Below are 12407 nucleotides of genomic sequence, written 5' to 3' on the forward strand. Positions count from 1 at the left end.
CCCGCCTACGCCGGCGGTTCCCCCGTGCCGTGCGCGCGGAGCACGGCGACCGCGCGGGGCAGCGCCTCGGCCACGTCCAACGCGACGATCGGCCCGCCCGAGGCGGCGACGGCGAGGCGCGCGGCCTGCCCGTGCAGCCAGGCGCCGGTCGCGGCGAGGGCCGCGAGGGCCTCCGCGTCCCCCGCGGCGGCGTCCTGGTGCGCGGCGACGAGGGCTCCGAGCACGCCCGCGAGCACGTCACCGGTGCCGGCCGTGGCGAGCCACGGTGTTCCGGCCTCGACGCGCGCGGTCCAGCCGCTGGGCGCCGCGACGAGCGTCACGGCTCCCTTGAGCAGCACGACGGCTCCCGACGCGTGCGCCGTCTCCCGGACGGCGGCGAGGCGGGACGCCTCGTTCCGCGCGGGCGCGGGCGCGAGCCCCAGCTCGACACGGAGCCGGTCGTGCTCGCTCGCGTGCGGGGTGAGCAGCCGCGGCGCGCGCGCACGAGCGGCGAGGACGAGCGCGCCGGCGTCGGCCACCACGGGAACGGAGCCGTCGAGGATCTCGCGCAGAGCCGCGGTCTCCTCCTCGGGCCGATCCGCGGCATCCGTCCCGGATCCGACGACCCAGGCCTGCACGCGGCCGTCGGCCGTCACCGTCTCCGGGCGCCGGGCGAGAACGAGGTCCGCCGCCCGCCGGGGACCCGGGTAGCGCACCATCCCGATGCCCGTCCGCCAGGCCGCCTCCACCCCGAGCACGGCAGCTCCGGGGTATCGCTCCGACCCCGTGCGGAAGCCCACGACCCCGCGCGCGTACTTGTCGTCCTCCGGGACGGGGTCGCGATACCACCGCTCCGCGGCCGCGGCATCCCAATCGCGCACGGGTACCATGGCGCCACCCTACCCGCCGCCGTCCGGCCCGCACCCTCCCCCGCGCGCACCCTCCGGCGCCCGCACCTCCCCCGCGCGCACCTCCGTCCGGCCCGCACCCTCACCGCGAGAACGCGCGTATGTCACCGACACGCCGTGCGAAGAGGACATAGGCGCGTTCTCGCGGCGGGGGCGCGGGAGGGGATCAGGCCCGGCGCACGGAAGGGGGTCAGGCCTGGCGGCGGGTGGCGTCCTCGACCTCGCCGATGAGCTCCTCGATGATGTCCTCGAGGAACAGGACACCGGTCGTCGCGCCCGATCCGTCACGCACCCGCGCGAGGTGCCGGCCATCGCGGCGCATGATGGCGAGCGCGTCCTCCAGGTCGGTGCTCTCCTCGAGCTCCACCATGTGATGGATGCGCTTCGCCGGGATCGGCTTCGCCTCGTCGTCCGGAGTCCCGCGCTGGACGACGCGCAGCACGTCCTTCAGGTGGACGTATCCGATCGGCTCCCCCGCGGCATCCGTGATGACATATCGGGAGTATCCGTGCCGTGCGACGGCGTGCTCGATCCCGTCCGCCGACGTCGACTGCGGCAGCGTGACCAGCTCACGGAACGGCACCGCGATGTCGCCCGCCTTCTTGTCGGTGAACTCGACGGCTGCGGTGACCGTGCCGGCGGCGTCGTCGAGGATGCCCTCCTGCCGGGACGTCGCGACGATCGTCGCGACCTCGTCGAGCGTGAACGTGGACGCCGCCTCGTCCCTCGGTTCGACTCGGAACAGCCGCACGACGTGGTTCGCGGTCCAGTTGAGCGCGACGATGATCGGGTGGAACAGCCACGAGCACCACACGAGCGGCGTGGCGAGCAGCAGCACGGCGCGATCGGGCACCGAGAACGCGACGTTCTTCGGGATCATCTCCCCGAACACCACGTGCAGGTACGACACGAGGACCAGTGCGACGATGAACGCGATCGTGTCGATCGCGCCCTCGGCGAGACCCGTCAGGTGCAGCGGCTCGGCGAGCAGGTGGTGGATCGCCGGTTCCGACACGTTCAGGATCAGCAGCGAGCAGATCGTGATGCCGAGCTGCGAGGTCGCGAGCATGAGCGTCGCGTGCTCCATCGCATAGAGCGCCGTCTTCGCCGCGCGCGATCCGCGCTCGGCGAGCGGCTCGATCTGCGACCGGCGCGCGGAGATCACCGCGAACTCGGAGGCCACGAAGAACGCGTTGCCGATCAGGAGCACCACGAGCCACGCGATGCCGGCCCAGTCACTCATCGCGCTCACCCCGGTCGCGGGCCCGGCGCATCCGGAACTCGTCGTTGGGCACGAACCGCACGCGCTCGACCCGGCGTCCGTCCATGCGGGTCACGGTCAGCGTGCCGTCCTCGAAGGGGATCTGGTCGCCGACCCGCGGGATCCGCTCGAGCGTGCTCATGAGGAAGCCGCCCACGGTGTCGTAGACCTCGCCCTCCGGGACGCGGATGCCGGTGCGGTCGCGCAGTTCGTCGGGGCGCAGGCTCGCGGGGAGCATGACCGCATCGGCGGTCGACACGATGCCGGCCTTCTGCCGGTCGTGCTCGTCGAGCACCTCGCCCACGATCTCCTCCACGAGATCCTCGAGGGTGACCACCCCCGCGGTGCCGCCGTACTCGTCGACGACGACCGCCATCTGGTAGCCGCGGGCGCGCAGCTCGGAGACGAGCACGTCGAGATGCACGGTCTCCGGGATGCGGAGCGGCTCGCTGGCGAGGTCGGCCGCCCGTACCTCGCCGCGGCGCTCGCGCGGCACGGTGATCGCAGCCTTGAGGTGAACGATGCCGAGAATGTCGTCGATCGACTCGCCCACGACCGGGAACCGGCTGTGCCCGGTCGTGCGGGCCAGCGTGATGACGTCGTCGGCCGTGTCGTCGGCGGCGAGCGCATGCACGTCGGTGCGCGGGGTCATCACGTCGGCGGCGGACAGGCGCGCGAATGTCAGGCTGCGGTGCAGGAGGGATGCGGTGTCCTGCTCGAGCACGCCCGCGCTCGCGGAGCGGCGGACCAGGCTCGACAGCTCCTCCGCGGACCGGGCGCCGGAGAGCTCCTCCTTCGGCTCGAAGCCGACCGAGCGCAGAAGCCCGTTCGCGCTGCCGTTGAGGACCGCGACGGCGGGCCGGAACACCGTCGTGAAGGCGACCTGGAACGGCATCACGAGCTTGGCGGTCTCGCGCGGGATGGCGAGCGCGAAGTTCTTGGGGACGAGCTCGCCGATGACCATCGAGAAGATCGTCGCGATCGCGATGCCGAGGATCGCCGCGATCGGCACGGACACGGCATCCGGAATCCCCCACGCGGTGAACGCCGGGCCCAACAGTCGCGAGATCGCCGGCTGCATCGTGTAGCCGGTGAGGAGCGTCGTGAGCGTGATGCCGAGCTGCGCGCTCGACAGGTGCGTCGACGTGATCTTCAGCGCGTCGATCGTGAGCGAGAGCCGCGTCTCGCCCGCCGCGCGCCGCGCTTCGAGGTCCGCACGGTCGAGATTGACGAGCGCGAACTCGCTCGCGACGAACAGACCGGTGCCGATCGTGAGGAGGAGCCCCACGCCCAGCATGATGAACTCCATCACGCATCACCCCCTGCTCGGGGTGCGGGTCGGTGGGGCGAACGTCTGCGACTCGGAGGGTCGTCCATCGTGCGCCTCAGTCTAGCCCGCGTCTCGACCCCCGCTCCCGGCGCGCCCACCCTCGCCCGGCGCTCCCGCCTTGCGTCCGCGCCACTGTTCCTCGCATGCGCGGCGGATATTCGCGTCGCGCGTGCGAGCTGAAGTAGCGCGAGCCGAGGGATCACTGCCACACCATCCCCGGCCGCGGGCGGGGTCGGGGTGTCGGGAGCCCGTCGCCCGTGAGGATGTCGTACAGCAGTGCGGGCTGACGCAGCGCCGGCGTGCGCCACCGCGAGAGCGCGCGGACGCGTCGGCGCAGCGCGTCGCCGCGGTCCTTCTCCGCGAGAAGCGCCTGCTCCGGCGTGAGGCCGCGGGTCAGCTCCGGATCCAGGTACTTGCCCGTCCCGTCGAACTCCGCCGCGTGATCGAAATCCTCGAAGAAGAAGTCCGGCTTCGCCGTGCCGCGATGGGGCAGCTCGAAGACGTCTTGCAGAACGGGCTCCGGAAACCCGAGGGCATCGATGACGACGCGACTCTGGGACTCGCGCACCGAATCCGACAGGTGCGTCGAGAAACGGAGCATCCGCTCGACACCCGCATCCCCACGCGCAGCGGGCTGATGCTCGCGCGTCGCCATCAGCACCGCACGGTCCGTCAACGGACCGCCGAGCCGGCGAGCCCAGAGCGCCTGGTCCGCCACGACGACCGCGCTCCTGAACGAGAGCACCCGCGCGAGGTCGACGACCGTCTGGGCCGGTGTCGTGATCCAATGGCCGCGCCAAGGAAGGACCGCGACGCCGTCGAAGCCCCAGGCCCGCCGCTGGAAGATCCCCGTCGACCTGCCGCCGCCCGCACGATCGACACGGACGTCCACACGGCCCGGCCATCGGCCGAGGATGTCGATGCCCCAGACGGCGGCCGCCGCGAACAGGGCGATGACCACCTCACCGCGCGCACGGTCCGCAGCCTCCAGCACCCGGACGTCGTGCCGATCGATCGGACGCAGGCGTTCCCAGTCGTCGCTGCGCACGTAGCAGCCGGCAGCGACCCGGACGACCGCACCCGCCTGCAGCGCGCATCGCAGCATCCGGTCGTTCACCGGCTGCGCGTCGGCTTCGCGGCGGCGATGGACGACGATCGGATGCTCCGTGCGGGCGTTCATCACCCCATTCGACATATGCGCGTCCGCTCACGCCGCGCCTTCGCCGCACTCGGTGGATATCCGACCGAGAACGCGTCCTGTGGAGGACAGCGCCAGTCGGTTCGCGCGCGGGGCGGGCGGAGCCGCGGCGCGCGGGCGGGAGCGCAGGGGGCGGGGCTACCAGCTCACGGGGAGGGCCTTGCCCTCCTCGTAGCCGGCGGCGGACTGCAGGCCCACCAGCGCGCGCTCGTGGAACTCCGGCACCGAGGAGGCGCCGGCGTAGCTGAAGGACGAGCGGATGCCCGACGTGATCATGTCGATGAGGTCCTCGACGCCCGGGCGCAGGGGGTCGACGTAGATCCGGGAGGAGGAGATCCCCTCGGCGAACAGCTCCTTGCGCGCGAGCTCGTACGCGTCGAGCCGGCCGAAGCGGCCCTGCACGGCCCTGGTCGACGCCATCCCCCACGACTCCTTGTAGAGGCGTCCGTCGGGGTCGCGCTGCAGCTCGCCGGGCGCTTCGATCGTTCCCGCGAACCAGGAGCCGATCATGACGGATGCCGCACCCGCGGCGAGCGCGAGCGCGACGTCGCGGGGATAGCGCACGCCGCCGTCGGCCCACACGTGCGCGCCGTGCGCACGGGCGGCCTCGGCGGTCTCGAGCACGGCGGAGAACTGCGGCCGCCCGACCGCGGTCATCATCCGGGTCGTGCACATGGCGCCGGGGCCGACACCGACCTTGAGGATCGTCGCTCCCGCATCCACCAGATCGGCGACGCCGTCCGCGGTGACGATGTTCCCCGCCACGATCGGGAGCCCGAGCCCGAGCTCGCTCACCGCGCGCAGCGCCTGCAGCATCCCCTCCTGGTGCCCATGCGCGGTGTCGACGACGAGCACGTCGACACCGGCCGCGGCCAGCGCGCGTGCCTTGCCGGCGGGATCGCCGTTGATGCCGATCGCCGCCGCGACCTGGAGCCGGCCGCCCGCGTCGACCGCGGGCCGGTACAGGGTCGCCCGCAGCGCGCTGCGACGCGAGAGCGTGCCGACGACGTGTCCGTGCCGCGCGATGCAGACGAGATCGGTGTCGGCGTCGACGAGCAGGTCGAACGCGTGGCGCGCGCTCCCGATGTCGTCGGCGTCGATGCTCGCCGGGCGGCCGCGCACGAGGTCGCCGAGGCGCGCGTCCGGCAGCGCGGTGCCGAGCCGGGTGGCGGGAACGATCCCGTCGACCTCGTCGATCCGCGGGTCGTCGGTCGACTCGGCGACGACGACGCCGTATCCCGGGACGGCGGGGAGCAGCGCCGCCGCCTGCGCCACGGTCGCGTCCGGCCCGAGCACGATCGGGGTATCCCACGCGACCGGCTGCGCCTTCACCCAGCGGATGGCGACGTCGAGCTCCTGGAGCGGCAGGTCCTGCGGCAGCACGCCGAGGCCGCCGCGCCGGGCGAGCGTCGAGGCCAGCCGCACACCGGTGACCGAGTCCATGTTCGCCGAGACGATCGGGATCGTCGAGGCGGTGCCGTCGCCGGGCGCCAGATCGACGTCGAGCCGGCTCGCAACACCGGAGCGGCGCGGCACGAGGAACACGTCCGAATAGGTGAGGTCGACCTGCGGCTGCGCACCGGAGAATTCCACGATCCTCACGGTACCTGCCGTGACGGAAAGAAGCGGAGAAGTTGTCGGTCCACTCTCCGGTCAATGGCGCCCGCCGGAGCGACCGATGCGATTAGGCTTAACCCTCGTGCGCGGGAGGCGCCCAGCCTCGCGCGCGGGTGGACGAATCTCACACGGAAGCAGGCGATCGACGGTGTCGAGCCAGGTGACGGGCACAGGCGTTTCGAGCGAAGGGGAGTTCGGAGCCAACGAATGGCTCGTCGAAGAACTCTACGAGCAGTTCAAGGCCGATCCCGGCTCCGTCGACAAGGCGTGGTGGCCCGTCCTGGAGGCGTACCAGCCCTCCGCTTCGGTCGCCGCTCCCCCGGCGCAGGCCCCGGCCCCCGCGCAGGCGCCGGTCGAGCCCCGGCCCGTGACCGCCCCCATCCCGGTCATCGGCGCTCAGCCAGTCGCGCGCACGACCGCCAAGCCCGCGGCGCCCCAGCCGATCCCGGCCCAGGCGCCAAGCATCGAGGCGCCCGCGGTGCCCGAGGCGCTGGACGCCGACCGGGTGACGGTCCTCAAGGGGATGCCGAAGACCCTCGCGGCCAACATGGACGAGTCGCTGACCGTCCCGACGGCGACGAGCGTGCGCACGATCCCGGCGAAGCTGATGATCGACAACCGCATCGTCATCAACAACCACATGGCGCGCACGCGCGGCGGCAAGGTGAGCTTCACTCACCTCATCGGCTGGGCGCTCATCCAGGCCCTGAAGACCTTCCCGAGCCAGAACGTGTTCTACGCCGAGATCGACGGCAAGCCCTCGGTCGTGGCGCCCGCGCACATCAACCTCGGCATCGCGATCGACCTGCCGCGTCCGGACGGGTCGCGCGCGCTGCTGGTGCCCAGCATCAAGCGCGCCGACACGCTCACCTTCAGCGAGTACCTCGCCGCGTACGAGGACCTCGTCAAGCGCGCGCGGAACAACAAGCTGACCGCCGCCGACTTCCAGAACACGACGATCTCACTCACGAACCCGGGCGGGATCGGCACGGTCCACTCCGTCCCGCGCCTCATGAAGGGGCAGGGCTGCATCATCGGCGCCGGCGCGCTGGAGTACCCGGCCGAGTTCCAGGGGTCGAGCGAGAAGACGCTCAACGAGCTCGCGATCGGCAAGGTCATCACGCTCACGAGCACGTACGACCACCGCGTCATCCAGGGCGCAGGCTCGGGCGAGTTCCTGAAGATCGTGCACGAGCTGCTGATCGGGCAGCGCGGGTTCTACGACGACATCTTCGCGGGCCTCCGGATCCCGTACGCCCCGATCCGCTGGGCGGGCGACATCCACGTCGACCTCGCCGAGCGCATCGACAAGACCGCGCGCGTGCAGGAGCTCATCACCTCGTTCCGCGTCCGCGGCCACCTGATGGCCGACATCGACCCACTCGAGTACATGCAGCGCACGCACCCGGACCTCGAGATCGAGACCCACGGCCTCACGTTCTGGGACCTCGAGCGCGAGTTCGTGACGAACGGCTTCGGCGGTCGCCGCCAGATGACGCTGCGCGAGATCCTGGGCCTGCTGCGCGACTCGTACTGCCGCACGATCGGCATCGAGTACATGCACATCCCGGACCCGGCCCAGCGCCGCTGGTTCCAGGAGAACTGCGAGGTCCGGTACACGAAGCCCGGTCACGACCACCAGCTCCGCATCCTCCAGAAGCTCAACGAGGCGGAGGCGTTCGAGACGTTCCTCCAGACCAAGTACGTCGGGCAGAAGCGCTTCAGCCTCGAGGGCGGCGAGTCCCTCATCCCGCTCCTCGACGCGATCCTCCAGGGCGCTGCGGGCGCCGGCCTGGAGGGCGCGGCGATCGGGATGGCGCACCGCGGCCGTCTGAACACGCTCACGAACATCGCCGGCAAGACGTACGGCCAGGTGTTCCGCGAGTTCGAGGGCCGCAGCCTCCCGGGCAACAAGCACGGCTCCGGTGACGTGAAGTACCACGTCGGCACAGAGGGCACGTTCCTCGCCGACGACGGGCGCGAGCTGCCCGTCTACCTCGCGGCCAACCCCTCGCACCTCGAGACCGTCGACGGCGTGCTCGAGGGCATCGTCCGTGCCAAGCAGGACCGCAAGCCGATCGGCTCGTTCTCGTGGCTCCCGATCCTCGTGCACGGCGACGCCGCGTTCGCGGGCCAGGGCGTCGTCGTCGAGACGCTGCAGATGTCGCAGCTGCGCGGCTACCGCACGGGCGGCACGATCCACGTCGTCGTCAACAACCAGGTCGGCTTCACGACGCTGCCGCAGGACGGCCGCTCGTCGACGTATGCGACGGATGTCGCCAAGACGATCCAGGCGCCGATCTTCCACGTGAACGGCGACGACCCCGAGGCCGTCGTCCACGTTGCCGAACTCGCGTTCCGCTACCGCGAGGAGTTCCACCGCGACGTCGTGATCGACCTCATCTGCTACCGCCGCCGCGGACACAACGAGGGCGACGACCCGTCGATGACCCAGCCCCTCATGACGAACCTCATCGAGGCGAAGCGCTCCGTCCGCCGCCTCTACACGGAGGCCCTCGTCGGACGCGGCGACATCACCGAGGAGGAGTACGAGCAGGCGAAGCAGGACTTCCAGCAGCGCCTGGAGGTCGCCTTCGCCGAGACGCACGACGCCGAGACGGGCGCGACGCCGGTCGTGACCGAGACGATCGCCACGGCCACCGGCGAGCCCGACACCACGGGCGTCCAGACCGAGGTGATCCGGCTGGTCGGGGATGCCTTCGTCAACCGTCCGGACGGGTTCACGGTCCACCCCAAGGTCGCCCAGCTGCTCGACAAGCGCCTCGAGATGAGCCGCTCCGGCTCCGTCGACTGGGGCTTCGGCGAGCTGCTCGCGTTCGGATCGCTCCTCGTCGAGGGCACCGCGGTGCGCCTCGCCGGGCAGGACGCGCGCCGCGGCACGTTCGTGTCGCGCCACGCGGTCATGCACGATCGCGTGAACGGCCAGGAGTGGATCCCGCTCACGAACCTCAGCGACAACCAGGGCCGCTTCTGGGTGTACGACTCGCTGCTGAGCGAGTACGCCGCGATGGGCTTCGAGTACGGCTACTCCGTGGAGGCCCCCGAAGCCCTCGTGCTGTGGGAGGCGCAGTTCGGCGACTTCGCCAACGGCGCGCAGTCGATCCTCGACGAGTACATCTCCTCGGCCGACCAGAAGTGGGGCCAGCAGTCGAGCGTCGTCTTGCTGCTCCCGCACGGCTACGAGGGTCAAGGCCCCGATCACTCGTCGGCCCGTATCGAGCGCTACCTGCAGCTGTGCGCGCAGCAGAACATGACCGTCGCCCGGCCCTCGACGCCGGCGTCGTACTTCCACCTGCTGCGTCGCCAGGCGTACGCCCGGCCGCGGCGTCCGCTCGTCGTCTTCACCCCGAAGGCGATGCTGCGTCTTCGCGGGGCCACGAGCCCCGTCGAGGATTTCGTCAACGGGAAGTTCGAGCCGGTCCTCGACGACACGCGCGAGCTGGATCCCGCCGCCGTCACCCGCGTGCTGCTGCACGCCGGGAAGCTGCACTGGGACCTCGTGGCGGAGCTCGACAAGCACCCGGACCCGACGATCGCGCTCGTGCGCCTCGAGCAGTTCTACCCGGCCCCGATCGATCGGCTCAACGCGATCATCGAGCGGTACCCGAACGCGGAACTCGTGTGGGTGCAGGAGGAGCCGGAGAACCAGGGCGCCTGGCCGTTCATCGCCCTCAAGTACGTGAAGCAGCTGCGCGGTCGCACGATGCGGGTCATCTCCCGCGCGGCGGCGGCGTCGCCCGCGACCGGCTCGCCGAAGATCCACGCGATCGAGCACGCCGACCTCATGGAGCGCGCGCTCACCCACTGATCCGGGCCCGGGCTCGGGCTAGCCGGGCGGGGCGAGACCGAGGGCGGAGCCCAGGTCCGCCACGCCGGCGGTGAGGCCGCCGTCCAGGGCGTTCCCGACGTGACCCGCGCCCGGGATCTGCTCGAGGTGGACCGTGAACCCGGCATCCGCGGCCGCCTTCGCATTGCGCTGGATGCCGGGACCGAACGTGTCGTCCTCGGCGCCCATCGTGAAGATCGCGACGTGGCCGGCGTAGGCGCCGGGATGCCGGGCGAGCTGCGCGAGCGGGGATGCCGCCGTGAAGGCGTCCTGGTTCCCCCCGAACACCTCGGCGACGGTCTTCTTGATGGTCTCCGACCCCGGGAACTCGTTTCCGGAAACCGCGAACACGTTGCCCCAGATCCCGGGGAACTGCGCAGCCCACGCCCACGCGCAGGCGCCGCCGTTCGAATAGCCGCCGATCGTCCAGTAGCGCGGGTCGTCGATGACGTTGAGATGCGTGCGCGCCCACTGAGGGATGCTCACATTGAAGTAGCTCGACACGGCGCCGTACCGCTGCGAGTCGGCGCACGCCGGATCGACCGTGGTCGCGCCGAGCTGGTCCGCGATGATCGCGATCGGCGCGAGTCCCTGGTGCTTTGCGGCGTACGCGTCGAGGGTGCGCTGGAGGCTCGTCGGATCCGGCGACCCGGGCTGGCCCATCATGAACACGATGAGCGGCAGGGCCGGCGGATTCGGCACGAGCGCCGCCGGCGGGAGATAGATCGCCCCCTCCCGCGGCGTGAAGCCGGGCGAGGGGATCAGGGCGTCACCCACGAGAGCACCGACCTGCCCCTTCGCGGGCATCCCGGCCGGCGGTGTCCAGGTCTGGTAGAGCGGTGCGGTGGGAACGGCGGTCGACGTGACCGGCGGCAGCACGATGGGGTCCGCCGCCTGGATGCCGAACAGCGACGCGAGGTTGTGGTTGACGGCGAACGTCTTGTTCACGCCGAGTCCGCCGCCGAGGAGCGCCGCGACCGCCGCGATGATCGCGATCGTGCGACGCCACCAGGGCGGGTCCCACGCCGCCGCGATGGCGGCGCCGCAGCCCGCGAGGCCCGCGACGGCGTACACCTCCGCCAGGAACGGCAGCTGGATGCCGAAAACATTGAGCCCGTTGAGCAGCAGGTAGGCGCCCACGCCGAACACCGCACCCACGCCCGCAGCGATCAGCACACGCCACGGATGCCGCGGCGGCACCACGATCGCGATGACGAGTCCCACGGCGGCGATGCCGAGGAAGATCTCCGTCAACGGGCTGGCGACGATTTCGAGCGTCAGCAGCCAGTGCCTCATCCGCACCAGCCTAGGACGCGGGACCGGGAGGATGCCCCGCGCGGGCTCTGTGTCGGATTAGTGCGCGTGCACCTGAATGTCGCGCAGCGTCGCGAGCACCTGGTCGCGCAGCTCTTCGGGCGCCGTCTCCCGGCATGCACGCGCGACGACGTCCGTCAGCGTCCGGGCGACGGTGGCCTCGTCGCGACACTCCGGGCAGTGCTCCAGGTGCGCCGCGATGTCGGCATGCTCGGTCTTGCACACCTCCTGGCGCAGGTACTCCTCCAGGTCACGCCTGGCCTTCTCACAGCCGCAGTCACTCATCTGCTGCTCCTCGTCGCGGCCTGGATGCCGCGGTCTCGTGCGTAGTCGGCGAGAAGGTCACGAAGCAGCCGCCTGCCGCGATGCAGGCGGCTCATGACCGTGCCGATGGGGGTCTTCATGATGTCGGCGATCTCCTGGTAGGAGAAGCCCTCGACGTCGGCGAGGTACACCGCGAGCCGGAAGTCCTCGGGGATCGCCTGCAGCGCGTTCTTCACGGCCGAGTCCGGCATCCGGTCGATCGCCTCGGCCTCGGCCGACCGCGTGCTCGTCGCGGTCGTCGACTCGGCGCCGCCGAGCTGCCAGTCCTCGAGGTCGTCGATCGTGCCCTGGTAGGGCTCGCGCTGCTTCTTCCGGTACGTGTTGATGTAGGAGTTCGTCAGGATGCGGTACAGCCATGCCTTGAGGTTCGTGCCCTGCGTGAACGTCTTCCACGACGCGAACGCCTTCACGAACGTCTCCTGGACGAGATCGGCGGCGTCGGCGGGGTTGCGCGTCATGCGGAGCGCGGCGGCGTAGAGCTGGTCCATGTAAGGGAGGGCCTGCTCCTCGAACTGCCCGCGCGCCTCGGACACCGGGTCGACCTCGTCATCCATCACGCGCCAGTCTATGTCCGCCAGCTCGCGCACCAGGGTCAGCTCCTCGCTCGTGGCGATCATGCCGCTCCCTCC

At 71.2% G+C, this 12407-nt stretch carries 9 protein-coding genes; 1 reads left to right on the forward strand and 8 read right to left on the reverse strand.

Translation table 11 applies throughout. The features are described from left to right. Positions 1 to 5: 5 nt before the first annotated feature. The 5 genes from ABCS02_RS09415 to ABCS02_RS09435 form a co-directional block, all read right to left on the reverse strand. Positions 6 to 869, reverse strand: coding sequence for an ADP/ATP-dependent (S)-NAD(P)H-hydrate dehydratase (locus tag ABCS02_RS09415; RefSeq protein ID WP_345835376.1), 864 nt, complete (start codon positions 867 to 869; stop codon positions 6 to 8). Between the two features lie 208 nt (positions 870 to 1077). Then, a complete protein-coding gene (locus tag ABCS02_RS09420) occupies positions 1078 to 2130 on the reverse strand; it encodes a hemolysin family protein (RefSeq protein WP_345835377.1) in 1053 nt (350 codons plus the stop codon). Beyond that, entirely contained in the window at positions 2123 to 3457 is a 1335-nt protein-coding gene (locus ABCS02_RS09425) for a hemolysin family protein (RefSeq protein WP_345836320.1), read from the reverse strand. The genes ABCS02_RS09420 and ABCS02_RS09425 overlap by 8 nt, the downstream gene beginning before the upstream one ends. 220 nt (positions 3458 to 3677) lie before the next feature. Further along, complete coding sequence (locus tag ABCS02_RS09430) at positions 3678 to 4658, reverse strand: hypothetical protein (RefSeq protein ID WP_345835378.1); 981 nt, start codon at positions 4656 to 4658, stop codon at positions 3678 to 3680. Between the two features lie 156 nt (positions 4659 to 4814). Next, positions 4815 to 6269: a GuaB1 family IMP dehydrogenase-related protein gene (locus ABCS02_RS09435; protein ID WP_345835379.1), complete on the reverse strand. Its 1455-nt coding sequence runs from the start codon at positions 6267 to 6269 to the stop codon at positions 4815 to 4817. Between the two features lie 172 nt (positions 6270 to 6441). Here ABCS02_RS09435 and ABCS02_RS09440 point away from each other — a divergent pair, with 172 nt between their 5' ends. Continuing rightward, positions 6442 to 10122 (forward strand): multifunctional oxoglutarate decarboxylase/oxoglutarate dehydrogenase thiamine pyrophosphate-binding subunit/dihydrolipoyllysine-residue succinyltransferase subunit, encoded by a 3681-nt coding sequence (locus ABCS02_RS09440; protein ID WP_345835380.1) that lies wholly within the window; start codon positions 6442 to 6444, stop codon positions 10120 to 10122. Between the two features lie 18 nt (positions 10123 to 10140). Here ABCS02_RS09440 and ABCS02_RS09445 read toward each other — a convergent pair whose 3' ends face one another. The 3 genes from ABCS02_RS09445 to ABCS02_RS09455 are packed head-to-tail and all read right to left on the reverse strand — an operon-like array spanning position 10141 to position 12395. Continuing rightward, the gene (locus tag ABCS02_RS09445) at positions 10141 to 11436 is read right to left on the reverse strand and encodes an alpha/beta hydrolase-fold protein (protein WP_345835381.1); all 1296 of its coding nucleotides are present in this window, start codon (positions 11434 to 11436) and stop codon (positions 10141 to 10143) included. Between the two features lie 57 nt (positions 11437 to 11493). After that, a complete protein-coding gene (locus ABCS02_RS09450) occupies positions 11494 to 11739 on the reverse strand; it encodes a zf-HC2 domain-containing protein (RefSeq protein WP_345835382.1) in 246 nt (81 codons plus the stop codon). Then, complete coding sequence (locus ABCS02_RS09455) at positions 11736 to 12395, reverse strand: sigma-70 family RNA polymerase sigma factor (protein ID WP_345835383.1); 660 nt, start codon at positions 12393 to 12395, stop codon at positions 11736 to 11738. Before ABCS02_RS09455 ends, ABCS02_RS09450 begins: the two co-directional genes overlap by 4 nt. Between the last annotated feature and the right edge of the window lie 12 nt (positions 12396 to 12407).

The organism is Microbacterium sp. X-17 (assembly GCF_039615055.1).

Excerpts from the sequence above, each read along its gene's own strand:
- ABCS02_RS09415 (WP_345835376.1), bottom strand. The coding sequence starts at position 869 with ATGGTACCCGTGCGCGATTGGGATGCCGCGGCCGCGGAGCGGTGGTAT.
- ABCS02_RS09420 (WP_345835377.1), bottom strand. The coding sequence starts at position 2,130 with ATGAGTGACTGGGCCGGCATCGCGTGGCTCGTGGTGCTCCTGATCGGC.
- ABCS02_RS09425 (WP_345836320.1), bottom strand. The coding sequence starts at position 3,457 with ATGGAGTTCATCATGCTGGGCGTGGGGCTCCTCCTCACGATCGGCACC.
- ABCS02_RS09430 (WP_345835378.1), bottom strand. The coding sequence starts at position 4,658 with ATGAACGCCCGCACGGAGCATCCGATCGTCGTCCATCGCCGCCGCGAA.
- ABCS02_RS09445 (WP_345835381.1), bottom strand. The coding sequence starts at position 11,436 with ATGAGGCACTGGCTGCTGACGCTCGAAATCGTCGCCAGCCCGTTGACG.
- ABCS02_RS09450 (WP_345835382.1), bottom strand. The coding sequence starts at position 11,739 with ATGAGTGACTGCGGCTGTGAGAAGGCCAGGCGTGACCTGGAGGAGTAC.
- ABCS02_RS09455 (WP_345835383.1), bottom strand. The coding sequence starts at position 12,395 with ATGATCGCCACGAGCGAGGAGCTGACCCTGGTGCGCGAGCTGGCGGAC.